The sequence below is a fragment of the Acinetobacter sp. IK31 genome, from assembly GCF_035615195.1.
Lineage (GTDB): Bacteria > Pseudomonadota > Gammaproteobacteria > Pseudomonadales > Moraxellaceae > Acinetobacter > Acinetobacter calcoaceticus_C.
The window spans coordinates 65,911-91,226 of record NZ_JANBOB010000016.1; the positions used below are offsets into that span (position 1 = coordinate 65,911).

Sequence of the window (25,316 nt, forward strand, 5' to 3'; positions counted from 1 at the left end):
AGAATTTAAAATTGGAAAAATAATGAACCAGAAGAATAACCCGATTGGAATGATTGATTCTGGTTTAGGTGGGCTGTCTCTCTTTAAGCACATTCGGCAGGCACTTCCGAATGAAGATATTATCTATTTTGCTGACTCGAAATATGTCCCGTATGGAGACAAAGAAAGCGACTGGATTGTTTCAAGGACTACGCATTTAATTTCAAACCTAGTTGCACAGGGTAAATGCAAAGCGATTGTGATTGCTTGTAACACCATGACGGCTGTAGCGATTGAAACGATTAGAGCACAAATTAATGTGCCACTTATTGCAATAGAACCCGCCGTAAAACCCGCAGTAGCAATCACTCAAAGTAAGCATATTGCTGTCTTGGCAACTGCCACCACAGTGAAGGGCAAAAACTTAAAAAGTTTAATTGAAACGTATGCGCAAGATATTAAAGTGTCTTTGGTGCCTTGTATTGGCTTAGCCGAAAAAATCGAAACGGGCAAAGCACATACCGCGGAAGTTAAGGATTATTTAGAAAATATTTTGGCGCCGTTGGTCGAACAAAAAGTGGATACAATTATTTTAGGATGCACACACTATCCGTTTGTCTCAGATACGATTCAGGAAATTGTAGGCCGTGATATCCAAATTATTGAGCCTTCAGAAGCAGTTACAGCACATTTAATCCGCCAGTTAAAGAGATATCATTTAAGTTCTGAAAGCTCAAATGATGGAAATCATATTATTTGGACCAGTTCAGACCCGTTGGAAGTTGCGGATGTTACTTTTTCTTTGTTAGGTACGCATTTACCAGTAAAAGCTGTAGGAAAATAAGCTCTCGAAAAGATGGTAAGAGCATTTTCTCTTACCATCCTGTGCTCTAACTCAAATTAAGCTTATTTAAATTCCCAGCGCTGTTTTGGGTCATTAGATCGTTGACTGATAATTGCATATGAATCGCAGAGATGTGTCAGTACAGCATCTGGTTGGTCTTCTACAAAGATATAACCATCTTCAAATGCCCACTTAGTTTGGTACTGGCGGCCCGCTCCTTGTAAGAAAACATCGCCACTATGCCAATGAATTGCCTGCATCTCTTTATCATTTATACTTTTTAATGCTGTTTGCAGTTGTTCAAAAGACTCATTTGACGTTAAAGCTGTCTGCAAAATCTTTTTGGCCGTATCTATATTTTTTTCATTCGTATGTAAATCTAGAGTTTTTCTAAGCTCTAGAATAATTTTTACTGCTTCTTTTTGAGGGTCTTCTACATCTTGAAGCTCTGTCCATACCTTTTCTTGTAGTTCCCCAAGCTGCTCTTTTTTAAGTTTTTTTAGAAGTTCATTGATATTGTAACGGCGTAAATACAATCGGAATACTGAATCTGATTGCCAATCTTTTTGATCCAAGACATCTAATTGCACAGAAGCAAAAATGATCTTATAGAGTTGTTCATTCTGCTGAGCGAAAGAACTGTCAGATAAATCTTTAAGTTCAGGAATATCGAAATCTAGAAACGGAGATTCAGCATATTCAGCATATTCATAGAACTTTTGCTCGATGCTACGAATTGAATTATGAGCCAGTACCGTATTTAAAGCATCATTCAGCTTAGTCTCATCTTGTTTGCCAATAAGTTCGGATTTAATATTTTCTTCACCGTTACTATGAATAAATATTTCTAATAAACGAACAATATCAAGACCATCACTGGTTCTTAAGTGGGCTAGTGTTTCTTCATCTTGCTTTGGTAAAAGACTAATAAAATGTTCTAAGTCTTTGTCATGCAGCTTAAATCCAATCACTTTTGTATTTACACAAGCACCGAGAACCCAACTAGATCGGATATCTTTAACTTTGTTATAAAGCATATTCACTTTATAACCCCAACTGTCTGCACTACTGTCAAAATACCAAAGCTCTTCTTCTATGTTTTTAACCTTGTCATGTACCGTAAATTCACGGTCATTTGTATGAGAGTACGATAACTGACCCGTTTCACCACGTGCAGTTACGGCATCTTGCATACCATGTGTCTGACCACCATACAGACTTGAAATACATGCACCTGTTTCTTTGTTAATGATTCTAAAGTTTCCTTCTGGGAATCCATTAGCCATGATAAGTCACTCCTTATAATTAGAAAGTTTTGTAATAGTCGAAATTTATAGTTATCAAGAAAATTTCGAAGCGTGATTTATACCATAATTTCATATGTATAAATCCGAGTGTTTTTGTTGGTTTTTGTATATAAGATATTGATTTAGATGTATTTATTAGAATATCTTAATAAAAGCCAGAAACTATGCTTTAGAGCTTTATGAGCACAATAAAAAGCTCAATATACTTTTAAATCTGTACAACGTATTGACGGTCTTTTGCTTTCTTAGATAAACATTTACCTGTAAAAGCTGTAGGAAAATAAGCTCTCGAAAAGATGGTAAGAGGTGTTCGCTTATCATCTGATGGAGTAGGGGTTTTCTATAAGACGTTTTTATGCCTAGCTCTTTTTAATCTTATATATTTACATAAACTGTTAAATTAGAATTAACGATTAGTTTGTTTTATTAACTAAATATATATAACTCAAGTTTATATTTTAAATTTAATTAAAAGCCATGAATACAATAAAGAGAATAATATTATCTAAATATTAATAAAATTATTATATTTAAACTTTTTTATTAAAATAAATTGACGTTCTTTATTATACCGATTAATATTTCGTTGCTGGCCTACATTGCCAGACGGTTTTGACAGACCGTACTTAGCAAATGGGTTATACTTCCTTAGTATTTCCCATGTGGAACCTTTGTGCCCCCTTTTTCTCTATGGTAGGGCGGAAGGGGGACGCGTTCGCGCGTGCTGGTCGCTAAGTCTAGTCTGTCAACCTCTTTCCGTTCTACCACCATAAATTAATTCGCGGTGATCTGGTGGTAGGACTCCATTTTTAAGGAGTTGGCTATGCCACTATTCAAACTCATTTTCTCTCTTATTTAATTATTTTATTTATTTAAAATTTAGGTTTTTTGCGACCTGATTTTTTAAATTTATAAATTATTTTTATTTTAAAATTTTAATTATTTTATTTTCCTGTATTTGTAGGAGGGTTAATTATTATTTTAAAAATTATTTTAATATTTAAATGAATAATATTTTGATTTTATTTAAAGATATAAATAATCATGTGAATAATATGAAGCTTCATAAATTTATATTAGTTTTAAACCTTATGGTCGGTGCTTACAGTATTACAAATGATGATGCCAATGCTCAGCAGGAATTTAAAAGAATTTGTTTTTCAGGTGAACACATGCAAGCCAGTTGCGATTGTATTTGCCAACAGCTTGCACAGGTGTATTCATCTCAAACCGTACAACGTTTAAAACACACCAGTTTGCAAAGTCCTGTTCTCCCACAGGACTTTGCCCCTAACTTGTTTAGCAGCATTCAACGCTGCGACAAAACTGAAATGGGCTAAGTTCGCTTAGCTCCTTTATCTCTGTGTCGCAATGATCTCTCAAACTTTAAATCAGCGCAAAAGTAAAAAGTCCGTTGTGACACAGGGTCCTAGGGGACTTCTCTATTATTAAACTCGATTTTCTTTCACGGGAAAGGGGCTATGCCGTATGAATGCAATAAAAAAGCCCGATATGCACTTACACATATCAGGCTTAATCAATCAGTTATTAAAGCAGGTGATGCCTTAATAATGAGCTTTTTTAAATTACTCTACAGTTACTGACTTAGCCAAGTTACGTGGCTGGTCAACGTCTGTACCACGTAATACAGCAACGTGATAAGACAATAGCTGAACTGGTACGCTATAAACAATTGGAGCTAGCCATTCATTTACTGCTGGAATATGCACAACGTGCTGACGGTCTTTTTCATTGATTCCGCTATTTTCATCAGCGAAAACGAATAATTCACCACCACGTGCCTGAACTTCTTCCATATTTGATTTGAGCTTATCAAGCATTTCATCATGTGGAGCAAGAATCACGATTGGCATTTCATTATCAACGAGTGCTAATGGACCGTGTTTTAACTCACCAGCCGCATAACCTTCTGCATGAATATATGAAATTTCTTTGAGCTTTAATGCGCCTTCCAATGCGATTGGATAATTCGTACCACGGCCTAAGAATAAGCAGTGATTTTTTTCAACGAATAATTCAGACAAACGCAAAATTTCTGGGTCATTTTTGAGGGTATCAAGAATAACTTTCGGGCTGTGCCATAGCTCACGCGTAATTTCTTCAGTAAGCGCAGGACTAATACGTTGTTTAACTTGACCAATTTTCAAGATTAACAACATAAGCGCAGCGAGCTGAGTCGTAAACGCTTTAGTTGATGCAACACCAATTTCAGGACCAGCAAGCGTCAATAAGTGATGATTAGTTTCACGAACCATTGAAGACGTTGCAACGTTACAGATCGTTAAAGTCTGAATGTCGATATTGTTTGCTTTCGCACGTTTTTGAGTTTCACGTAGCGCAGCTAAAGTATCGGCTGTTTCACCTGACTGTGAAATACAAATATAAAGTGTATTTTCAACAATTACAGGGGTGCGATAACGGAATTCACTCGCGATTTCAACTTGGCAAGGCACGCCAATGAGTTGTTCAAACCAATATTTCGCAATCATTCCTGAGTGGTAACTTGTACCACAAGCGATGATTTGTACGCTTTGAATTTTATTGAAATCTGCTTCAGCATTTTTCAAGAAATCATCACGTAAACTATTACCATCAAGTGCTTGAGAAATCGTTTGCTTGATTGCTTCTGGCTGCTCATAAATTTCTTTGAGCATGTAGTGTTTGTATTCACCTTTTGATGCATTACTTACAGTTGCATCAAGCTCTCGCACTGGACGCTCAACGCGTTCGCCGTTTACAAATACTTCAATTGAAGTACGTGTAAGACGCGCAATATCACCTTCTTCTAGGTACATAAAGCGGTTTGTCACTGGTAAAAGTGCAAGTTGGTCTGAACTAATAAAGTTTTCACCGATACCTACGCCAATCACTAAAGGTGAACCTTCACGTACAGTAATGAGTTCATCTGGATAATCGCTATGGATAATACCTAGCGCATAAGCACCTTTAAGCTGTGGTACAACATTTTCAACAGCTTCTAAAAGGCTATCTGTGCTTTTTAGGGCTTCAGCAACTAAGTGTGCAACAACTTCAGTATCTGTTTGAGAAGTAAAAACATAACCTAAAGCTTGTAGGTCGTCTTTTAGTTCTTGATAGTTCTCAATGATACCGTTATGTACGACAGCAACTTTACCAGACATATGCGGGTGAGCATTGTTTTCAGTTGGCTTACCATGGGTCGCCCAACGTGTATGCGCAATGCCGATAGCCCCTGTAAGTTGGTGTTCAGCAACTGCATCTGCAAGATTGATGACTTTACCTACACGGCGCTCACGTAAAATTTGTTGATTATTTAGTAAAGCAACACCCGCAGAATCATAACCACGGTATTCAAGACGTTTTAAACCTTCAATTAAAATCTCGGTTACACAACGCTCTGCAACGCCTCCGACGATACCACACATACTTCAATCCTCTTATTTTTTAAGCTTTTGGGGACGTTGATAATTTGCTTTTGAAATTTGTTGTGCACGTTCAAAGGAGAGACTTTGTTCGGCTACATCTTTCGTAATCACAGAACCCGCACCAACTGTTGCGCCATTCCCAATGGTCACCGGAGCAACCAGCGAGCTATTAGAACCGATAAAAACTGCATCGCCAATAGTGGTTTTGTGTTTATTTGCACCGTCATAATTGCAAGTAATTGTACCTGCCCCAATATTTGATTCAGCACCGATTTCGGCATCACCTAAATAGGTGAAATGATTAGCTTTACTACCTAATCCGATCGATGTGTTTTTAACTTCAACAAAGTTGCCAATATGCACTTCATTTGCCAATTTCGCCCCTGGGCGTAAGCGTGCAAATGGTCCAATCTGAGCATTTTCACCTACAACTGCACCATCAAAAACGCTATAGGCTTGAACTTTAGTACCTGCTGCAATTTTAGTGTTCTTTAAAATACAACCAGCACCGATTTCTACAAAATCACCAAGCTCACATTCACCTTCAATAATAACATTGATGTCAATACGAACGTCTTGTCCAACTTTTACAGAGCCACGTAAATCAAAACGTGCAGGATCGAAGAACATTACACCTTGCTGCATGAGCTTTTTGACTTGTTCTTGCTGGAACTGGCGTTCTAAAGCTGCAAGTTGTAAGCGGTCATTAACCCCTTCAACTTCAAAAGCAAGCTCTGGTTCAACAGAGGCAACTTCTAAGCCATCTGCAATTGCCATTGCAACGATGTCAGTTAGGTAATATTCACCCTGTGCATTTTCATTTGAAAGTTTAGGCAACCACTCATGAAGTTTTGCGTTGCTAACACAGTAAATGCCTGTATTGAATTCTTTAATTTGGCGTTGTGCTTCATTTGCATCTTTATGTTCAACAATGGCTTGAATTTTGCCATCTTGGCGCACAATACGGCCATAACCTGTTGCATCATCTACAGTAAGCGTAACTAAGCCAATTCCTGTCTGAGTCGATGTATCTAATAATTTTTGCAACGTATTTGCATTAATGCATGGTACATCGCCTGATAAAATCAGTGAAACACCTTCTTTTGGGAGTACGGGTAAAGTCATTTGTACTGCATGGCCTGTACCCAGTTGTTCAGCTTGCTCAACCCATTGAACATTTTCTTGGGCAAATGTTTGTTGTACGCGGTCACCACCATGACCATAAATTGTAATAATATTTTTAGCTTGTAATTGTTTTGCTGTTTGAATGACATGCCCTAATAATGGGCGACCCGCTAAAGGTTGTAGTACTTTAGGAAGCTGAGAACGCATACGCGTTCCTTTGCCAGCAGCAAGAATAATGACGGTAGTTGACATGTATAACTCTAATGATTAAGTCAAATGGATAATAATTAGTGTACAAAGAGCAGCCCATACACCGGCAATAATATCGTCAAGCATAATACCAAAACCACCATGTACTTGACGATCAATAACACGTATAGGCCAAGGTTTCCAAACATCGAAAATTCGAAATAATATGAAGCCGACGATTACCCACATCCAGTTCATTTGTTGTAAATAAATGAGAGGAAGAAAGGTAATAGATTGCCCTGCAAATTCATCCCACACAATTCGACCATCATCGTGTACATCTATGACTTTTGCAGTTTGCCCACAGATATAAATCCCGACCAGTGACATGATAATCATCGCGATTAAGCTTAAGTTAAATCCAAGCGATAACCAGATCGGAACGAAGAGTAGGGCAAAGGCAGAGCCAAAAGTACCAGGTGCTTTAGGTGCGAGACCAGATCCAAAACCAACTCCACAGAAAACAATACAGCGGTTAAACCAAGACATATCTTTAAAATGAATGGGAGGCTTATGCAAAGTGTTGGTATCCATGAATTTGCAATGGGTAATCTGCACCCAAATGCTTAAAAGTTAGTTTTGTTTGCTCAATGATCTGTCCAATCATTGTAATCTTAACGTCTAGTTGTTTTTGCAAAAGTTTTTCATAATTTTGCGGTGTTATTGTAAAACATAATTCGTAGTCATCACCACCAGCTAGAGCATATTGCCAACGCTGTTGCTCTTCGAGTTGCTGTAGTGTTGAATCAATCGGTAACTTTTCTAAAAATAATCGAGCACCGACGTGTGAGGCTTTTAAAATATGGCCTAAATCTTGGGCTAATCCATCAGAAATATCAATCATGCTAGAAGCAAGACCTTTTAGCTGTTGTCCAAGCTGGCAACGTGGTGTTGGGTAGTCTAGTCTTTGTTGTAAGGGGTGTCCTAGGTGTTGTAAACCATAGGCTGCATCTCCAACTTGGCCGCTCACACAAACATAGTCACCGACTTTTGCGCCTGAACGTAACACAGCTTGTCCGGTTTCAATCCAGCCCATGGCCGTGACGGTAATGGTGAGATGTGGACCTTGAGTCGTATCTCCACCAATGAGAGCAACACCAAATTGATTACAGCAGTCATGAATTCCCTGACTGAATCCTTCAAGCCATTCATGGTCAATGGTAGGTAAGCTTAACGCAAGTAAAATACTATGAGGTTTAGCACCCATTGCAGCAATATCTGAAAGATTGACAGCAACACTTTTCCAGCCAATGGCATGGGGAGAGGTATCAAGAGGGAAGTGACGACCAGCAACTAGCGTATCTGCACAGATCACCAATTGTTGATTTGTTGGAGGGGTGACTAAGGCTGAGTCATCTCCAATACCTAAGGTGACATCTGTATAAGATTGTCTGTTAAAGTATTGGTCAATAATAGAAAACTCAGCCATATCAACTTCAAACCTATTAGTTTGCTTGTTGTTTTTCAGCACTACGTAGTGTTGAACTTAAACGATCTAAAACGCCATTAATGTATTTATGGCTATCTGCTCCACCAAAGTGTTTGGCGAGTTCAATGGCTTCATCAAGAACTACACGATAAGGTACTTCTAAATGATCACGTAATTCATAAGCCCCTAAACGTAAGGTTGCGAGCTCTACACCATCAAGTGCATCAAGTTCGCGGTCAAGTACCGGAATCAACAATGCATCAAGATCTTCGCGCTGTGCAATCACTTGCGTTAACAGTTCGTGATAGTAGTTTAAGTCGACCTTGTGCATGGCATTTTCAGCACGTGTACGTGCTTCAATTTCGTGTACAGGGTTGTGACTCATTTGCCACTCATAAATACCTTGTACAGCAAAACGACGTGCTTTGCGTTTTGCTGCATAAACGGCTTGCAGTGTTTGAGACATGCTTTAAATTGCCTTTAATAAATTAACCATTTCAATTGCAGTTAAAGCAGCTTCGCTACCTTTATTACCTGCTTTTGTGCCTGAGCGTTCGATGGCTTGCTCAATGCTATCAGTAGTTAATACACCATTGATGACAGGCAAGCTGCTTTCTAACGCAACTACACCTAAACCTTTTGCACATTCACCAGCAACGAAGTCAAAGTGTGGTGTGCTACCACGAATAACTGCGCCAAGTGCGATGATGGCATCAAACTGGTTTGATGTAGCTAATTTTTTAGCAACAATCGGGAGTTCCCATGCGCCAGGAGCATGAATAACAGTAATGTTATCTTCATTTACGCCATGACGTTTTAATGTGTCGATTGCACCATCCAATAAGTGTTCAACAACAAAACTGTTGAAACGACCCACTAAAATCGCATAACGACCTTCGCTTGCGAGATGTAATAAACCTTCAATACGGCGAATTGCCATAGCAACCTCGATTATTTCGTTGTGATTTGATCAGCAGTGACATATTCCACTACTTCTAAATTAAAGCCAGATAAGGCATTGAAACGTAATGGTGAGCTAAGAAGCTTCATTTTTTCAACACCTAAGTCACGCAAAATTTGAGCGCCTACACCAATGGTTTGATATTGATGTGAAAGTGCTGCATTGGATTTCACCGGTTTTGGCTTATTTAAATCATCCAACGCTGGTCCCAAGTCTTGCAAATGATCTTGCCCGATCCAGACTAAAACACCGCGATCACTCGCTGCAATTGTCTGTAGTGCACGGTCTAAATTCCACGCAGGTTCACCATCAGCCTTATTTAGCTTAAGCAAATCACGAATTGGACTGAAACCATGTACACGTACTGTTGTAACACCTTCTTTTGGCTCGCCTTTGACTAAAGCCAAATGGATGTCCGGGTTACCAATCTCACGATAACGATAGAGTTCAAATGAACCATATTCTGTTTGAATGGTTTTTTGATCCAGGCGTTCAACCGTTTGCTCATTGGTCATGCGGTAGTGAATCAAGTCCGCAATTGTACCAATTTTTAAGCCATGCTTCTCGGCAAAAATTTCTAAATCTGCACGGCGTGCCATTGTGCCATCTTCATTGATGATTTCACAAATAACAGAAGCTGGTTCAAGACCCGCTAAGCGTGTTAAATCACAGCCCGCTTCGGTATGACCTGCACGATGTAGTACACCGCCTGGTTGTGCCATTAATGGGAAAATATGGCCTGGTTGTACAATATCACTTGGCTTTGCATGCGCTGCGACAGCAGCTTGAATTGTATGTGCACGCTCTGCTGCTGAAATACCAGTCGTAATACCTTCAGCGGCTTCGATTGATAAAGTAAAATTTGTACTATGCTGAGCACCATTTTGGTCAACCATCAATGGAAGGTTTAACTGCTTACAGCGCTCACGGCTTAACGTTAGGCAAACTAGACCACGTGCATGGGTAATCATGAAGTTAATATCTTCAGGACGAACATGCGTTGCTGCAATGACAAGATCACCTTCATTTTCGCGATCTTCGTCATCCATCAAGATAACCATTTTGCCTGCACGAATATCGGCGACAAGATCTTCAACACGACTCAGCGGCATTCGCTTTCACCTTTTTTTGTCGTAAGACAATTTCTATTTAATAAATTTTGCATAGTTTACGCTGTTTAGAGAATTTTGCCTATGATTCTGATTTATCCAAATTTGCTACTCTAAAGAATAGATCCAGCTTTATTTATACAAATAAATCATAAGAAAATGGAATAATTTAAAATAAAAACAATGAATTTAAATAAAAAAACCTAGCCAAAAGGCTAGGTTCTGATGTGCGCACTTACTTTTTATGAAGCTGCACTGCTTGGGCTATCATTTTGTGGGATTGATTTTTTTCCCATCAAAATCTCAGTCCGGATATTTTGAGCAAGTTCAGCACACTCTGCATTCATGCCATTAATCATAAAGGCATGACGAGTCATGACATTACTTGGGTTTGGCATTGCAACAAGTTGATAGCTGTCTTGAATTGCCTTGAGTTGATCATTCTCAAGATATAAAGCAGATTCTTTTGCATGGAGATGTTGTGCTAAACGTTGAGCAGCCTCTTGCGCATCAATTTGCATAGCTTCTACAGCATTACAAGTTGCACTACGAGTTTGCAAAGCAAAGCGTTTATCTTCGCGGTAACGTTTATATAAAACGTCAGAAAGCAACTGGAATACGGTTCCAACCATAAGCAGACACTCTACAGCGTGAGTATGCGAAGTTGAAATCGCAAGTGTAGCGCCTTCAGCATTAAATTCATTTACGACTTCAATGTCCGATAACTTTAATTGGTAATGCTTCACGCACAACTCGATACTCTTGTTTAAAAAAAGCTGACAGAGTTTAAAGTACGGGACCGATACCGATTGGTTAACACTGCTTAATAACTGTTTAGGATCATAAAACTGAATGTTAAGTGCCAACACATGTTGGTTATTAGAATCTGAAGTTTTCTCTGGTTGTGGGCGAACCGATGGTTTACCTTTCGCTTGCTGCTGAGCTTGGGCAACTAAAGTCACCGTATTTTGTTTTTCGATTGCAAGCGCCTGAGTTAACTGCTGAATTTCATGTTTTAAACGATTTTCTTCATTAATACGTGCCAAATATTCAGTACGGGTTGGACGAGCAATCGCGCGATAGGCAAGCCATAATAAAACATGCAAAAACAGAGAAGCTAAGATTGCCAGCCATTGAGTACGCAGAATTTCCCCAATACTTGGCTGAATAAGCGTAATTTCAATAGAGCCCACTTTCTTTTCATTTTGCAGCGCATCGCGAGCAAAAATCTCACCTTGGCGAGTTTTTGAAATTCCGCTTGTTGCCAGCACTTGTTTATTGGCATCAAGAATGCGAATAGACGCAACGCTTGGATTGGTCGCATAGCGATTGGCAATCAGAGCTAAAGATACCGTATTTGCCGGTTCTAGCTCGGATAAGCTGTCTGCAACGAGCTGACTGGTCATGAGCTGACCTTGACTCGCACGGTTTTCATTGAGCTGGTGTGTCGTTGCAATCACCAATAAAAAGGTATGCAATGCAAAACTAACGATCAGTAGGCTAGCAAATAGCCCTTGTCTAGGCGCAATCAAGTTAAACTTCCAAGGCAATTATATTGAAATTCGATTATGATTCTTACAATAGTTGTCACTCAGACTAGAGTCAATTCATGCGAGAAATCATTCTTATATCCTTTTTAGGACCAGACCAACCAAACCAGTTTACCCGATTAATGCAAGTACTATCCGTACATTCATTGCAAATACTGGATGTAGGTCAGGCTGTTATTCATAATCAACTTACATTGGGCATTGTGGTCGCGTCTGATAATGAAACTGCGACCGCATTGGCAATGAAAGAAATTCTGATTTTAGCACATGATATTGGCTTAACAGTGCGCTTTAAACCAATCACAGGCGCAGAATACGATCAATGGGTAAGTGAAGGCGGCCGTACTCGTTATATCGTCACGGCTTTAGCACCTGAACTTACTGCTGCACACTTACAAGCAGTTACACAAATTGTGTCTAGCCAAGGCTTTAACATTGAAACGGTAACCCGTTTATCAGGCCGTGTCGACTTTGAAAAGGATAGCGCATTCCCACGTCGTGCATGTGTACAGTTTGGTTTAAGTAGTGGTCCAACTTTAGACGCACAAGCCATGCGTGCAGCATGTTTACTTCTTTCAAGCGAATTAAACATTGATGTTGCTGTTCAAGAAGACAACGCTTATCGACGTAACCGTCGTTTAGTTTGTTTTGATATGGACTCAACATTAATTGAACAAGAAGTTATTGATGAGCTGGCGATTGAAGCAGGGGTGGGTGCACAAGTTGCTGAAATTACTGAAAGAGCGATGCAAGGTGAACTTGATTTTCAGCAAAGCTTCCGTGCTCGTGTTGCATTATTAAAAGGACTGGATGCTGCTGTTTTACCTAAAATTGCAGAGCGTTTAACTATTACAGAAGGTGCTGAACGTCTTATCTCGACCTTGAAAGCACTAGGTTATAAAACGGCAATTTTATCGGGTGGATTCCAATATTTTGCTGAATATCTACAAGGTAAACTTGGTATCGATGAAGTTCATGCCAACATTTTAGATGTACAAGATGGCTTTGTAACGGGTGAAGTTAAAGGTGCGATTGTTGATGGCGCCCGTAAAGCTGAGCTATTACGTGAACTTGCAAATAAAATGGATATTTCTTTAGAACAAGCCATGGCGGTAGGCGATGGTGCGAATGATTTGCCAATGCTTGCGATTGCAGGGCTTGGTGTGGCTTATCGTGCTAAACCTTTAGTTCGTCAAAATGCAAATCAGGCTATTTCAAGTGTCGGCTTGGATGGAGTGCTGTATTTACTTGGTATGCATGACAAAGATTTAAACCGTGCTTAATCTATAGGGCTAAGCTTTAAGCGCTACTTCAGAGTAGCGCTTTTTTTATGCAGAATAGTTATAAAATCAAGGATGTTATGCTCAAATCGTGCACAGAAAAAAGGCAATAAAAAAATCTGAAAAAAACTTATTTTGGGCCTTAAAAACAACATATTTTTTTGTAATGACACGCCAGAATTGATGCCATATAGGGAATCGAACTTTTTGAAATTTACAAAAATGTAATGACAAAAGAATGTTGCGACAAAGTATGTCGCATTAAGAAAAGACGGGTCTTTTTTTCTAAAAAAAAACATCCATAATGCATCCTAAGCTTCAATACAAATTATGAATTAAAGTTGTTTTTAGAATGAGGTCGGGTTTTTAAGACCGAATGTTTTTAGACGTTTTCATTAAGACGGAGGTTTCTATGGTAACAGCGAATTTTGCCGCTATCGCCGGATTCAGCTTGATCGCTGTCGCGCTTGTTGCTGTTTTCTTTTCTCCTTACCGTCGTTGGCTTGGTTTTATGCTTGCAGGGATGTTCTTTTGGGGGCTATTGGAAGTGGTCCGTTTTGGAGTTCAAGTCACTTTTGAAATGCCAGTCACATATAGTTATTTAACTGCACTAAGTCTAGCGATGGTAATAGTTACATTTATTTTGTTACGTGAGGATAAACAGGCACAAAAGGCTTTGGCAAATCGCCAATATATAGAACATACGCCAGTATATGAAGATGATCAGCAGCAATGTTCTAGCCGATAATTAAATTGTTATCTAACGGTAAAGAGGTATGCATAGCATGCCTCTTTTATTTACGAAACGTGATTTTTATTATACAAAGCATTTATTAAAAAATAGCCAGTTATGCTAGGATAGATGGGTCTGTTGACGTTTCATCTAGATTGCGTTGCCAGCTAAAAATTATCAGTTGATGCACAAAACACACGCAATGGTATGTCCTTGCTAAGTTTTGCTCTACAGTTTTCATAAAAATACAATAGGCGTGAATGTTCATGAAACTTTCTTCTATACCTGTAGTCAAATTACCTCTCGTTGATGTCAGTACAGACCCGTTAGATTTATTGGTAGCAGGTTTAGTGCTGCGTATGAAGCAATTGGCACGTACTAGCCCTAAGTTTATTGAATTGATTCATGACCGCGCATTTCGTATTCAGATCGGTACGGATTTAGGTGTTGCACGTCAGATCATTATTAATAATGGACAGATTGACACTGTTGCAGGCGCACCTGAAAAAGCTGATTTTATCTTGCAGTTTGCAGATAGCGAACAGGGCGTAAAAACTTTGATTAAAGGTGACCCAACAGCATTTATGACGGGTATGCAAAACGGCAGTATTAAAATGGAAGGCGACTTCAGCCTACTTGTTTGGTTTAACCAAGTGGCTAGACTCATTCCACCTAAGTTGCCAAAACCAGTTAAAGATAAAGTACGTCAGGCACGTGCTTTTATTAAAGAGAAAACTGGTCGTTAATCGCCAGATATAAAAAAACTCCCGAACGGGAGTTTTTTTATATCTAAGCTTCGACTTCCAAATTAAACGTAACTGGACCATCGTTAATTAAATGTACTTTCATATCAGCTGCAAAAATGCCGGTTTGAACTTTTTCAAATTGTGAATGTGTATATTCAACCAACTGTTCATATAACGCTTTGGCATCTGCTGGTGGCATGGCTGGACCAAAATCTGGACGTAAACCTTTTTGAGTTTGGGCCATCAGAGTAAATTGTGAAACAAGCAGGATTCCACCATTTGCTTGAGAGACATTCCAGCCCATTTTGCCCTGTTCGTCATCAAAGATACGATATTTCAAAATCTTATCAATAAGCTTTTGGCCAATTGCTAAAGTGTCATCTCGACCGATACCTAAAAAAACCAGTAGTCCATGTTGGATTTCACCAGTCGTCTCACCGTCAACCACCACTTTGGCTTCAAGAACTCGTTGTATTAAAGCACGCATAGTTAAAGCAAATTTCTGCAATTAATTGAATTGGTTTAGTTTAGCAGAATTTAAATTAAATGATTTTTAAAAGGAAATTTCATGGAATTGCAACAATGGTCTAAAAGCCCGCAATTCATTTATAAAAATATGCTTTAATGCTAAGAAGCAAGCGAATAATCATTGACTATGTCTCCAATTATCCATTCTTTACTAGATACAGACTTGTACAAATTTACGATGTTACAAGTGGTTTTGCATAAATTTCCGCAAACCCATAGTGTCTATCATTTCCGCTGTAGAAATTTAGAAGATACAGTTTATCCGTTAGTGGATATTTTGGATGACTTAAACGAGCAACTCGACCATTTATGTAATCTCAAATATAAAGAAGACGAGCTTCAATATTTGCGTAAATTACGCTTTATAAAAAGTGACTTTGTTGATTATTTAGAACTATTTCAACTGAAACGACGTTTTATTCAGGCAAGTATTGATGCCGAAGGCCGATTAGATATTCATATTGAAGGTCCGATGGTCCAAGCCATGATGTTTGAAATTTTTGTATTGGCAATTGTAAATGAACTTTATTTTAGCCGTATTAAAACCGACGATGTATGGGCTGAGGGGGAACGCCGTTTACAAGCAAAGCTCGAATTGATTCAGCAATATGAAAAAACTCAAAAACCGAATGACCCTCCATTTTTAGTCTCTGATTTTGGTACACGTCGTCGTTATAGCTTCGTTTGGCAAAAGCATGTTGTGGCAGCCTTTCATAAAACGGTGCCAAATGTATTCCGTGGTACAAGTAATGTCCTGCTTGCTAAAGAATTAAACATTACGCCAATTGGAACCATGGCCCATGAGTTTTTACAGGCTTTTCAGGCGCTTGATGTCCGTCTACGTGATTTCCAGAAAGCTGCTTTAGAAACGTGGGTACAAGAGTACCGTGGCGATTTAGGAATTGCCCTAACCGATGTTGTGGGTATGGATGCTTTCCTCCGAGATTTTGACCTGTATTTTGCCAAACTATTTGATGGTTTACGTCATGACAGTGGTGATCCCTATGAATGGGGCGATAAGGCCTATGCGCATTATCGTAAATTAAAAATTGACACCAAAACTAAAATGCTAACTTTTAGCGACGGTCTTAATTTGCCAAAAGCATGGGAATTGCACCAATATTTCAAAGATCGTTTTCAGGTGAGTTTCGGTATTGGAACTAATTTGACCAATGACATGGGACAAAAACCACTCAATATTGTGTTGAAACTGGTTGAGTGCAATGGACAGTCTGTTGCGAAAATTTCAGATAGTCCCGGTAAAACCATGACTGATAACGATACTTTCTTGGCTTATTTACGTCAGGTTTTTGAAATTGAAGAACTTGAAGAAGTCGTTTAATTAAAAAATAATCTCGCTATTTTGTATTTTTAAAAGTAAGAATGCTGATATCTGATTTTCTGCTAAAGAGTTGCAGAAAATCAGAGTTTGATAGATATATGCTTATGCTAATATGAAATTAAGCTGGTATAAAAAGAAACCATGACGATGACACTCCCGGATTTTAAACTCGATTTATTAATAGAAGCAGAAGAATTGGTACCTTATTTAGGCAATGAATATATTCGCATTGTAGATTTGAGCCGTGCTTCTGTTTATGAACAACTCCATATTCCACATGCTATTCATTTACAACCTAAGTGGTTAGTGGCTCAACAAGAAGAAGCTACGGGTATTTTACCAGATGAAGCTGGTTTACAAGCGCTTATTGAAAAATTGAATATTTCGCCAAATCATCATGTCGTGGTCTATGACGATGAAGGTGGGGCATGGGCTGGACGTTTAATCTGGAATTTGCATTGCTTAGGATTTACCCGCACCAGTTTAATTAATGGCGGTATTCATGCGTGGTTAGGGGCTGGACTGCCAACTACAACCGAAATTGAAAAACTTCCGAGAGTTGATGATTTAATCCAAATTGATTTATCGCATGCTGCTCAGTTTCGAGTGAACTACGAAGAACTACGAAAACAAGTCGAACAAGAAAATGTTCAATTGTGGGATTGCCGGACAAGTGATGAATATAGTGGTGTCCGTTTAGCAGCGCGACGCGGCGGTCACATTCCAAATGCCCTCCATTTTGAATGGAGTACTGCACTTAATCGTCAAAATCATCTAAAATTGCATCCGCTTGAACGCACGCGGCAGCGCCTTGAACAACTGGGGTTTGATTTAAAACAGCCTGTAGTTGTGTACTGCCAGTCACATCACCGTTCCGGTTTAGCCTATATTTTGGCTAGGCTCTTGGGCTGGGAAGCAAAAGCCTATGATGGTGCGTGGAGTGAATGGGGCAATCGCCTCGATAGTCCTATTATTACTGGAGAATCACCGTCGTGAGTTTCACATCTCGATTAAAAAAAGAATTATTTATTAAGGCGCAAAACCTTGTACCACAGCATCAATTGAGCCGTGTGGTAGGTAAAGTTGCTGCGAGCGAAAATCCAGTTGTGAAAACTGCTGTTATTCATGCATTTAAAACCAAATATGGGATTGATTTGTCGATTGCTGAACAAGGCAATGCACTGAAATATAAATCTTTTAATGAATTTTTTACTCGTGCTTTGAAAGAAGGTGTACGTCTGGTTGACGAAAATACAGACAGTATTGTATCACCTGCCGATGGTGCAATTTCTCAGATTGGTAAAATTACTGCGGGTGAAGTATTTCAAGCAAAAGGTCAAAGCTTCTCTGTAGAGAAATTAATTGGTGACCCACAACTTGCTCAACCGTTTCAAGACGGTGAGTTCGCGACAGTCTATTTATCTCCACGTGATTACCACCGTGTTCACATGCCATTTGCAGGTACATTAACTGAAACGTTATATGTACCGGGTGAGCTATTTTCAGTAAATCAGGTGACTGCTGAAAATGTACCGGGACTATTTGCTCGTAATGAACGCATGGTGTGTTTATTTGATACGGAACTTGGCCGTATGGCTGTTGTTTTAGTAGGTGCAATGATTGTTGCTGGTATTGAAACTGTAGCGACAGGTAAAGTGAAACCTTCAGGTCGTATCGAATTACAGCATCATCATTTGAAGCTGGAAAAAGGTGCCGAGCTTGGACGTTTTTATTTAGGTTCTACAGCTGTTATTTTATTTGAAAAAGATAAGATTGAATGGGAACAACGTTTTAAAGCCGAGTCTGTGGTTGTAATGGGCGAGCGCATGGGACATACAGTTTAATAAACGATATAACCCATATAAAACAAGTAAACCCTGAGTTTAATTATTCAGGGTTTATTTTTTTGATTTAAACTATATAAAAACACAATATATTATGTTGTTTGGAATTATATTATATATAAATATAATTATTATTAAGTGATCTAAATTAGTACATTATATGAATGTAGGCCATTCATATGTGGTTAAAGTGAGCAAAAATATTAATATAATTAAAATTTTATAAATAAAAAGAGAAATAAATATTCAAGTTAGACTTAAGTCTTAATTTTTAATTTATTTAAAGATAAGTTATTAAATATAAAAAATTATTTAACTTTTAGAACAGCGAATAACTTTTTTACATACTACATAAATACAGCTTTGGCACACTGCTTGCTAACTATTCAGGACCTTACTGTAATTTTCATATTTTTTAGGTTCTAAAATCATGTTAAAAGTTAAACGCCTGACAGCTTCGGTTTTATCTGTACTTTGTATTTCACTCAGCCATGCCAATGATTTTAAAGTTTTAAATCAAATTTCAAAACAGCCTACTCAATTTCAAACTGGCGAATATAAAGGCAATTATTACGTTCCATCTACTTTAAATACCATTATATGGGGCTATTTACCGAATCGGGATGCCAAACCCGTACTTACTGTTCCATCGGGTAGTGTTGTGACATTTGATACGGTTTCTCATGAAGGTTTGCTTGAAGACCAAGGACGTAATGCTGAAAAGTTCTTTAAATCGAAGGGCGTAAATTCTAATGAAATCTTGGAAGAAGCAAAAACAATTACGCAGTCAAATTTAAAGCATGATTTTCATAAAGATGGGCCACATATTGTGACAGGTCCTGTTGCAATTGAAGGTGCACAGCCCGGTGATATTTTAAAGGTTGAAGTACTTAAAGTTGAGCCACGTGTTCCTTATGGTGTCATTTCAAATAGACATGGTAAGGGTGCTTTAGTCGGAGAATTTCCTAAAAAAGAAAAGCAAGAAAATGCATCAGCTGAGCATCCTGAACGTTATGGAAATGTATCGATTTTCACACCAATTGAAAAAAATGCTAAAGGTGAATACGAAGGTGTATTAAAAACGGAATCGGGTAAATCAATACGTTTTCCACTGTATCCTTTTATGGGAATTATGGGCGTAGCAGCAAATACTTCTGAACCTGTTCATTCTGTACCACCTGCAATGTATGGCGGAAATATTGATATTAATGAATTAGGTGCAGGTTCAACAGCCTATTATCCTGTTCAGGTCAAAGGCGCGTTATTTTATACGGGTGATAGTCATTTCGCGCAAGGGGATGGTGAAGTAGCATTAACTGCATTAGAAGCTTCAGCACGTGCGACACTAAAATTTACCTTGCTCAAGGCGGGTAAAGATAAAATACCGGGTAAAGAGTTAACACAACCTTTAGCTGAAAATGCTGAGTTTTGGATTACGCCGGGACTTGATGAAGATCTGGATGAAGCAATGAAAAAATCTACACGAGAAGCTATTCGTTTCTTAAACCAAGAATACGGCATTGATGAAGCAATAGCGTATGCGTATTTAAGTGCCGCAACTGATTTTGAAGTTTCACAAGTTGTAGATAAAACAAAAGGTATTCATGCAAAAATCCGAAAAGCTGATTTTAAAGAGTTTGAGAGTAAATAATTAAGTGAACTAAGCTTGGTATTTAAAATATTAAATACCAAGTTAAATTCATTTCAACTATTAATAATTTTTAAATATTTTATAATTGAGTATAATAATTTTATCAAATATTTATCAGTATAAAATCTAATGCAATCACTTCCGAATATTCTACTATGTCTTGCTGCATTATTAACATTTTGTGCTGCACTACTTCATTTTATTTGTATATTTTGGGGAGCAAATGGTTTCCGGTTCTTAGGGGCAGGTAAAAGTATTGTCCAGATGGTAGAAAGAGGGCATTGGTATCCTAATTTTACAGCTATAGCTGTCGGTTTAATCCTGACTGTATGTTCTATTTATGCCTTCCTTGCAGCAAAGGGAATACAGATATTACCTTTTACCAAACTTATTTTGTCGCTTGTCGCAGTTATATTTCTGATCCGTGGTTTTGCTTTTCCATGGTTAAAGTCAAAATTTGTCGGAAATAGTGATTTATTTTGGTATGTCAGCTCAGCCTTTTGTTTAATACTGGGCACTTTATATGCCGCAGGCGTATATTTAATTTGAAATGAATATATTTTAGGTTAAGTAGAATTAATCATTTTAAAAAATAAAAAGGGAGCTAGGCTCCCTTTTTTAACTATTTAGTCCAACCATATTTTTTGAAAATAGTATTGCCTTGCCGAGATGATAAAAAATCTACAAAATGTTTAGCTTCAGCATCTTTTAGACTATGTTTTGTTAATGCTACACCTGTATCGCGATAGACAACCAGCTCTGGTTCGATAGGTATAATTTGCCCAATGTTAGGGTTACTCACTCCCCAAATATTAAAGACTACCCAAGCATCGTAGCTACTATTTTCTTCCCAGTTTTTCTTAGCAATACCTGTGTTTGCTGCATACATTGCAATATTTTTTCGAAAGGATTTGGTTAATTGAATATTTCCCGTTCTACCAGCAATATCCTCCCACATACCGACTTGACCTGCACCATGCGTAACTAAAACTTTAATGTTGGGTTTGGCTAGGTCTTTAAATCCTTTAATATTTTTAGGGTTTCCGTTACGCACTAAAATGGCTGCGGGGCGTAAATATAAAGGTTCGACCGAGTCTTTTATAATTTGTTCAGAAAAAGCATTTTCGAAATCAGACATCATGGCCTCGGAACCACTATATATAACATCGGCATCTAGTTTCGCTTGGTCAGACCATTGAGAAGTAGGACCAGATGTTACGTTGACTGCTATTCCAGTTTTACTGGTGAATTGCTTAGCTGCTTCTTTCATTGCAGGTGCTGGCCCACCAGGACCATATACCTGAATGTCTGCAAAACTATAGATCGGTAGAGAACTGAGAGTAAGGTAAATCAGGTACTGTATAAATTTATATTGTTTTGACATTTTAATCGCTATAGTAATTAAGAAAATATCAGCATATATTTTTTATTATTTAAATGGGATTAATTTTTGCAACGATATTTATAATGTTTTTTTTAAATATATTTTAATTAAATTTTAACTAGCTATATCTAAATGTAATTTATTTTGAGTTGAATATGAATGTGGTTGCTTTTATGGTAGTTTATATTTTATAAATTGATTATTTAAAAATATATAGTGTAAATAATAGAGGATTAATCCCTTGATTAGAAAAAGTAATTTTCTTTTTAAAATTTTATTTAGCAGTGCTTGTTTGGTGTCTGACTCTGCTATGGCCGCTCCAATTACAGATTTGAATAAGCAAATTGTGAGCGAAAAACCAGGCTCAATATTGTCTCTAGAACAGCAAGATGTGACGAATTTATTTCCTCATGCAGATCAGCGCTTGTTGGTAAATTATCGTAGTCGAGGTATTCAGGGCGAACCTATTGTTGCATCGGCTTTTATTTTATTGCCGAAAGGAACACCACCAAAAAAAGGCTGGCCGATACTTGCTTGGGCACATGGCACGACTGGAGTTGCTGATACCTGCGCGCCTTCTGGTGATTATGTTGGTGGGCCAGTTCATTCATATCAAGAAGTTGCTTCCAAAGCTTTAGATGGTTGGCTTGCACGTGGCTACGCAGTTGTTGCACCTGATTATCAAGGTTTAGGCACATTAGGCGCGCATCCCTATATGAATGCAAAGAGCCAACTGCATACAGTGGTTGATGCAGTGCGTGCATTACATTTGCTTAAGCCCAAAAGTTTTAATAAACAGTGGTTAGTGATGGGACACAGTCAAGGCGGGGCTGCGGCAATTGCAGTATCTGCCTATGGTCAAAAAGATGCGCCCGAACTCGATTTGAAAGGCGCGATAGCCCTTGCACCAGGTGGCTATCAATATGAAGGTATTGCAGAATATGTACAGAGTCATCCAAACCCAGAACCTAGTGTAGCTGCATTTTTTCCCATTGTGTTATTGGGTGCGCAAGCAGCTGAGCCAAGTATTGTTCCTGAAAATTTAGTAAGTCCCGAAATGAACACGGTACTGACTCAAGCGCGCAGCCGTTGTTTATCTGAACTTCAAACTGATTTAAAGAAATCTCCTTCGAGCATATTTCGACCTAACGCTGATTTAAAACCTCTCTTGGTTTATCTAAAACAACAGTCGATTGAAAATATGGTACCTACCGTACCGTTAATGATTGTTCAGGGTTCTAAAGATCATTTAGTCGACCCTAGAGGGACATCTGCCTATTACCAGCAGTTATGTAAATTAAAAAAACCAGCCATCTATCAAACGATTGATGGCGGAGATCATCGTGATGCATTGCGTCAGAGTAATACTTTTGCCACTAACTTTTTAAATGTAATAGAGAAAAATCAAAGTAATTCGTATTGCTCGACTTCTAGGTAAATGGTTTTAAATGCTACAAAAAAGCCGACTTTTCATGAGTCGGCTTTTATATTTGAAGGGGGGATTTTAGGTCATGTTATAGAGTCTTTCTTTAGGGAAAACTGCTGTAAAAGTGGAACCTTCATTTTCTTTAGATTGCACATCTAAATAAGCGCCATGCTGCATCAATACGTGTTTTACAATCGCTAAACCTAAACCTGTACCACCTGTTTGGCGACTACGGTCACTGTCTACGCGATAGAAGCGTTCAGTCAGGCGTGGTAAATGTTTTGGATTAATTCCAATGCCTGTGTCTTGTACACTAAAGTAAGCATGTTCACCGTCGTCATGCCAGCCAATGGTAATGGTTCCGCCTTTTGGGGTGTATTTGATGGCGTTAGTAATTAAGTTACTAAACGCACTGGCGATTTCCATGTCAGAACCAATCAGGTCACAATGGCTATCAATATGTAAATTCAGCGTATGGCCATAATCGGCATTGTAGGCCTGAGCATCATCAAAGAGTTGATTCATTAAACTCGGCATTTCAATAATCTGATTTTTTGCAATTTTCTTATTATTTTCTAAATTTGATAACAGTAGTAAATCATTCACTAAAGCATTCATGCGCTTGGTTTGTGACTGCATCTGGTCAAATGCACGTTTCCAGCGTGGACTAATATCTTCCTGATCGGTAAAAGTCTCGATATAACCGCTGAGTACGGTTAATGGCGTACGAAGTTCATGCGAAATATTATCTACAAAGTCTTTACGCATCTGTTCAAGGTTGTGCATACGCGTAACGTCATAAGCCACCAGTAAACGACTTTCTCCACCAAATCGTGTGAGCTTAACCTGTACATATCGGTCATCATCAAAGTTGGAATGGAGTTTGATACCGTCGGGGGCCTGGTCAATATTGTTAAAATATTCAATAAAACTAGGCTGGCGTAAAATCGTTAATAAATTTCGGCCACGATCAAGAGGACTAATGCCTAATAAGCGTTCAGCAGCAGGGTTCCACCATTCAATTTGATGTTGGTCATCAATCAGAACAACCGCTTCAGCAAGTGCAACTAACGAGGATTGAGCTCGGTCAATTAAACCGACCATTTCGGCCTGAACAATTCGTTCCTGACGCTGAGCACGGTAAACATTAAACAATAATGCCCCCCAAATCCCATTAAGATTTGGAGGTACGTCATAAGGCTTATTTGCAATCCAGTCATTGACCAGATATAAAGAACGCAACTGGAGTGTAAAAAAACCCACAAAAGCGATAAAAATACAGCTCCAGAAATACCCAAGGCCTAAACCGACTAAACCGGCAATAATTAGAAAAAATAATAAAAGCCGTAAATCTTGTTTGGCAAACGTCCATAAACTACTGTAACGGGAAAGCTTTTGTTCACGTACCTGTTCAGGGACGGGGTAGGGTTCATACATAAATCTTGGTTAACCTGCGGCTAAATCTGCACGTGTTGAGAAGCGGTAGCCAGTTCCGCGCACTGTCTGAACAAATCGGTCAACACCAAAAGGTTCTAAAACTTTACGCAAACGACGGATGTGCACATCGATAGTTCGATCTTCGATATATACATTACCGCCCCATACCTGATCGAGCAACTGGGCACGTGTATATGCTCGCTCTGGATGGGTCATAAAAAACGCAAGTAAGCGATATTCAGTTGGACCCATTTCTAAAATACTGTTGCCGAAGCTTACGCGTTGGCTTACAGGATCAAGAATTAAACCATTGGCGTCAATCATTTTTTCGCCACTTAATGCATTTGCACGACGTAAGACTGCTTTAATACGTGAAACCAGTTCACGTGTTGAGAAAGGCTTCGTCATGTAATCATCTGCGCCAGCGTCAAGACCTTGTACTTTATGGTCTTCTTCTCCGCGAGCGGTGAGCATAATTACTGGAATTTCTGCTAAGTTCTCATCTCGTTTTAAGCGGCGACATAAATCGACACCACTTACGCCTCCAGGTAACATCCAATCGAGCAAGATAAGCGCCGGACGTTGGTCGACGATAATTTGATGAGCTTGTTTGGCATCTTCCGCCTGTAAACACTGAAAGCCTGCCATGTCCAAAGATGTATGGATCATTTCGCGAATAGGAAGCTCATCATCGACAATTAAAATATAGTCATCTTTCACAGCGCAATATCCTATAGATTTAACGGTGAACCGTTTTGTAGTTATGACAGGCTTATTACAAAGATTAATTATGACAATTTCATTGCAGAAAAGTCTATAAAATTAAAATTAGCAATAATTTGTGACAAAAGTAAGGCAAAGATGTGACCATATGATGACATGAAAGATTAAATATTATTAAAAACATTCAATAAGTTAATGCCTTAAAAGCTTAAATAGTTTTGCACATTTTAGAGTGTCAAAAAAC

23 protein-coding genes and 1 pseudogene are annotated in these 25,316 nt (G+C 38.5%); 11 read left to right on the forward strand and 13 right to left on the reverse strand.

The annotated features are described in order from the left end of the window. Positions 1 to 22 precede the first annotated feature (22 nt). A complete protein-coding gene (murI, locus tag MSG66_RS08950) occupies positions 23 to 823 on the forward strand; it encodes a glutamate racemase (RefSeq protein ID WP_324653724.1) in 801 nt (266 codons plus the stop codon). A 62-nt stretch (positions 824 to 885) separates the two neighbouring features. Here murI and MSG66_RS08955 read toward each other — a convergent pair whose 3' ends face one another. Further along, positions 886 to 2,109: a hypothetical protein gene (locus MSG66_RS08955; protein ID WP_324653726.1), complete on the reverse strand. Its 1,224-nt coding sequence runs from the start codon at positions 2,107 to 2,109 to the stop codon at positions 886 to 888. 1,076 nt (positions 2,110 to 3,185) lie between these two features. On the opposite strand from MSG66_RS08955, the pseudogene MSG66_RS08960 reads away from it, so the two are divergent. Continuing rightward, positions 3,186 to 3,480: pseudogene (locus MSG66_RS08960) on the forward strand (hypothetical protein). A gap of 236 nt (positions 3,481 to 3,716) precedes the next feature. Here MSG66_RS08960 and glmS read toward each other — a convergent pair. The 8 genes from glmS to MSG66_RS09000 form a co-directional block, all read right to left on the reverse strand. Further along, positions 3,717 to 5,555, reverse strand: coding sequence for a glutamine--fructose-6-phosphate transaminase (isomerizing) (glmS, locus tag MSG66_RS08965; protein ID WP_324653727.1), 1,839 nt, complete (start codon positions 5,553 to 5,555; stop codon positions 3,717 to 3,719). A gap of 12 nt (positions 5,556 to 5,567) precedes the next feature. Then, a complete protein-coding gene (glmU, locus tag MSG66_RS08970; RefSeq protein WP_324653729.1) occupies positions 5,568 to 6,932 on the reverse strand; it encodes a bifunctional UDP-N-acetylglucosamine diphosphorylase/glucosamine-1-phosphate N-acetyltransferase GlmU in 1,365 nt (454 codons plus the stop codon). Between the two features lie 15 nt (positions 6,933 to 6,947). Further along, entirely contained in the window at positions 6,948 to 7,463 is a 516-nt protein-coding gene (locus MSG66_RS08975) for a phosphatidylglycerophosphatase A (protein WP_133747300.1), read from the reverse strand. Then, positions 7,441 to 8,358 carry a thiamine-phosphate kinase gene (gene thiL / locus MSG66_RS08980; protein WP_133971149.1) on the reverse strand — a complete coding sequence of 306 codons (918 nt, stop codon included), beginning with the start codon at positions 8,356 to 8,358 and terminating at the stop codon, positions 7,441 to 7,443. Before thiL ends, MSG66_RS08975 begins: the two co-directional genes overlap by 23 nt. Positions 8,359 to 8,374: 16 nt before the next feature. Beyond that, entirely contained in the window at positions 8,375 to 8,824 is a 450-nt protein-coding gene (gene nusB, locus MSG66_RS08985; protein WP_042895867.1) for a transcription antitermination factor NusB, read from the reverse strand. Between the two features lie 3 nt (positions 8,825 to 8,827). Continuing rightward, entirely contained in the window at positions 8,828 to 9,298 is a 471-nt protein-coding gene (gene ribE, locus MSG66_RS08990; RefSeq protein ID WP_002119264.1) for a 6,7-dimethyl-8-ribityllumazine synthase, read from the reverse strand. An 11-nt stretch (positions 9,299 to 9,309) separates the two neighbouring features. After that, a complete protein-coding gene (gene ribBA / locus MSG66_RS08995) occupies positions 9,310 to 10,431 on the reverse strand; it encodes a bifunctional 3,4-dihydroxy-2-butanone-4-phosphate synthase/GTP cyclohydrolase II (RefSeq protein WP_003654193.1) in 1,122 nt (373 codons plus the stop codon). 239 nt (positions 10,432 to 10,670) lie between these two features. Next, positions 10,671 to 11,978 carry a hypothetical protein gene (locus MSG66_RS09000; protein ID WP_133971151.1) on the reverse strand — a complete coding sequence of 436 codons (1,308 nt, stop codon included), beginning with the start codon at positions 11,976 to 11,978 and terminating at the stop codon, positions 10,671 to 10,673. Positions 11,979 to 12,037: 59 nt separating this feature from the next. Between MSG66_RS09000 and serB the strand changes: the two genes are divergently transcribed. The 3 genes from serB to MSG66_RS09015 all read left to right on the forward strand — a co-directional run bounded on the left by serB (position 12,038) and on the right by MSG66_RS09015 (position 14,737). Next, complete coding sequence (gene serB, locus MSG66_RS09005; RefSeq protein ID WP_042895863.1) at positions 12,038 to 13,261, forward strand: phosphoserine phosphatase SerB; 1,224 nt, start codon at positions 12,038 to 12,040, stop codon at positions 13,259 to 13,261. A gap of 409 nt (positions 13,262 to 13,670) precedes the next feature. Then, the gene (aciT, locus tag MSG66_RS09010) at positions 13,671 to 14,006 is read left to right on the forward strand and encodes a ciprofloxacin tolerance protein AciT (RefSeq protein WP_042896020.1); all 336 of its coding nucleotides are present in this window, start codon (positions 13,671 to 13,673) and stop codon (positions 14,004 to 14,006) included. Positions 14,007 to 14,257: 251 nt separating this feature from the next. Further along, the gene (locus tag MSG66_RS09015) at positions 14,258 to 14,737 is read left to right on the forward strand and encodes a hypothetical protein (RefSeq protein WP_003654185.1); all 480 of its coding nucleotides are present in this window, start codon (positions 14,258 to 14,260) and stop codon (positions 14,735 to 14,737) included. Positions 14,738 to 14,780: 43 nt separating this feature from the next. On the opposite strand, the gene dtd is transcribed toward MSG66_RS09015, so the two are convergent. Then, the gene (dtd, locus tag MSG66_RS09020; protein WP_009391425.1) at positions 14,781 to 15,224 is read right to left on the reverse strand and encodes a D-aminoacyl-tRNA deacylase; all 444 of its coding nucleotides are present in this window, start codon (positions 15,222 to 15,224) and stop codon (positions 14,781 to 14,783) included. 168 nt (positions 15,225 to 15,392) lie between these two features. Between dtd and pncB the strand changes: the two genes are divergently transcribed. From pncB to MSG66_RS09045, 5 genes are all read left to right on the forward strand, one after another. Continuing rightward, positions 15,393 to 16,607 carry a nicotinate phosphoribosyltransferase gene (pncB, locus tag MSG66_RS09025; protein WP_324653738.1) on the forward strand — a complete coding sequence of 405 codons (1,215 nt, stop codon included), beginning with the start codon at positions 15,393 to 15,395 and terminating at the stop codon, positions 16,605 to 16,607. A 147-nt stretch (positions 16,608 to 16,754) separates the two neighbouring features. Next, positions 16,755 to 17,603, forward strand: coding sequence for a sulfurtransferase (locus MSG66_RS09030; protein ID WP_262473070.1), 849 nt, complete (start codon positions 16,755 to 16,757; stop codon positions 17,601 to 17,603). Then, positions 17,600 to 18,451 carry an archaetidylserine decarboxylase gene (gene asd, locus MSG66_RS09035; protein ID WP_133971161.1) on the forward strand — a complete coding sequence of 284 codons (852 nt, stop codon included), beginning with the start codon at positions 17,600 to 17,602 and terminating at the stop codon, positions 18,449 to 18,451. The genes MSG66_RS09030 and asd overlap by 4 nt, the downstream gene beginning before the upstream one ends. Positions 18,452 to 18,881: 430 nt before the next feature. After that, the gene (locus MSG66_RS09040) at positions 18,882 to 20,102 is read left to right on the forward strand and encodes an acetamidase/formamidase family protein (protein ID WP_324653741.1); all 1,221 of its coding nucleotides are present in this window, start codon (positions 18,882 to 18,884) and stop codon (positions 20,100 to 20,102) included. Positions 20,103 to 20,231: 129 nt separating this feature from the next. Beyond that, entirely contained in the window at positions 20,232 to 20,651 is a 420-nt protein-coding gene (locus MSG66_RS09045) for a hypothetical protein (protein WP_324653743.1), read from the forward strand. A 73-nt stretch (positions 20,652 to 20,724) separates the two neighbouring features. Here MSG66_RS09045 and MSG66_RS09050 read toward each other — a convergent pair whose 3' ends face one another. Further along, the gene (locus MSG66_RS09050; protein WP_324653745.1) at positions 20,725 to 21,486 is read right to left on the reverse strand and encodes an AcfC family putative adhesin; all 762 of its coding nucleotides are present in this window, start codon (positions 21,484 to 21,486) and stop codon (positions 20,725 to 20,727) included. A 241-nt stretch (positions 21,487 to 21,727) separates the two neighbouring features. Between MSG66_RS09050 and MSG66_RS09055 the strand changes: the two genes are divergently transcribed. Beyond that, on the forward strand, positions 21,728 to 22,924 hold the full coding sequence (locus MSG66_RS09055) for an alpha/beta fold hydrolase (protein ID WP_324653747.1): 1,197 nt from the start codon (positions 21,728 to 21,730) through the stop codon (positions 22,922 to 22,924). 66 nt (positions 22,925 to 22,990) lie between these two features. Here the strand turns inward: MSG66_RS09055 and phoR are convergent, their stop codons facing one another. Together phoR and phoB are read right to left on the reverse strand one after the other, a co-directional pair. Further along, complete coding sequence (gene phoR, locus MSG66_RS09060; RefSeq protein ID WP_042895849.1) at positions 22,991 to 24,349, reverse strand: phosphate regulon sensor histidine kinase PhoR; 1,359 nt, start codon at positions 24,347 to 24,349, stop codon at positions 22,991 to 22,993. Positions 24,350 to 24,358: 9 nt separating this feature from the next. After that, positions 24,359 to 25,069 (reverse strand): phosphate regulon transcriptional regulator PhoB, encoded by a 711-nt coding sequence (gene phoB, locus MSG66_RS09065; protein WP_042895848.1) that lies wholly within the window; start codon positions 25,067 to 25,069, stop codon positions 24,359 to 24,361. Positions 25,070 to 25,316: the final 247 nt, after the last annotated feature.

Bases quoted from the DNA above. Each gene is read 5' to 3' on its own strand.
- murI (WP_324653724.1), top strand. From the start codon at position 23: ATGAACCAGAAGAATAACCCGATTGGAATGATTGATTCTGGTTTAGGT.
- MSG66_RS08955 (WP_324653726.1), bottom strand. From the start codon at position 2,109: ATGGCTAATGGATTCCCAGAAGGAAACTTTAGAATCATTAACAAAGAA.
- glmS (WP_324653727.1), bottom strand. From the start codon at position 5,555: ATGTGTGGTATCGTCGGAGGCGTTGCAGAGCGTTGTGTAACCGAGATT.
- glmU (WP_324653729.1), bottom strand. From the start codon at position 6,932: ATGTCAACTACCGTCATTATTCTTGCTGCTGGCAAAGGAACGCGTATG.
- MSG66_RS08975 (WP_133747300.1), bottom strand. From the start codon at position 7,463: ATGGATACCAACACTTTGCATAAGCCTCCCATTCATTTTAAAGATATG.
- thiL (WP_133971149.1), bottom strand. From the start codon at position 8,358: ATGGCTGAGTTTTCTATTATTGACCAATACTTTAACAGACAATCTTAT.
- nusB (WP_042895867.1), bottom strand. From the start codon at position 8,824: ATGTCTCAAACACTGCAAGCCGTTTATGCAGCAAAACGCAAAGCACGT.
- ribE (WP_002119264.1), bottom strand. From the start codon at position 9,298: ATGGCAATTCGCCGTATTGAAGGTTTATTACATCTCGCAAGCGAAGGT.
- ribBA (WP_003654193.1), bottom strand. From the start codon at position 10,431: ATGCCGCTGAGTCGTGTTGAAGATCTTGTCGCCGATATTCGTGCAGGC.
- serB (WP_042895863.1), top strand. From the start codon at position 12,038: ATGCGAGAAATCATTCTTATATCCTTTTTAGGACCAGACCAACCAAAC.
- aciT (WP_042896020.1), top strand. From the start codon at position 13,671: ATGGTAACAGCGAATTTTGCCGCTATCGCCGGATTCAGCTTGATCGCT.
- MSG66_RS09015 (WP_003654185.1), top strand. From the start codon at position 14,258: ATGAAACTTTCTTCTATACCTGTAGTCAAATTACCTCTCGTTGATGTC.
- dtd (WP_009391425.1), bottom strand. From the start codon at position 15,224: ATGCGTGCTTTAATACAACGAGTTCTTGAAGCCAAAGTGGTGGTTGAC.
- pncB (WP_324653738.1), top strand. From the start codon at position 15,393: ATGTCTCCAATTATCCATTCTTTACTAGATACAGACTTGTACAAATTT.
- MSG66_RS09030 (WP_262473070.1), top strand. From the start codon at position 16,755: ATGACACTCCCGGATTTTAAACTCGATTTATTAATAGAAGCAGAAGAA.
- MSG66_RS09040 (WP_324653741.1), top strand. From the start codon at position 18,882: ATGTTAAAAGTTAAACGCCTGACAGCTTCGGTTTTATCTGTACTTTGT.
- MSG66_RS09045 (WP_324653743.1), top strand. From the start codon at position 20,232: ATGCAATCACTTCCGAATATTCTACTATGTCTTGCTGCATTATTAACA.
- MSG66_RS09050 (WP_324653745.1), bottom strand. From the start codon at position 21,486: ATGTCAAAACAATATAAATTTATACAGTACCTGATTTACCTTACTCTC.
- phoR (WP_042895849.1), bottom strand. From the start codon at position 24,349: ATGTATGAACCCTACCCCGTCCCTGAACAGGTACGTGAACAAAAGCTT.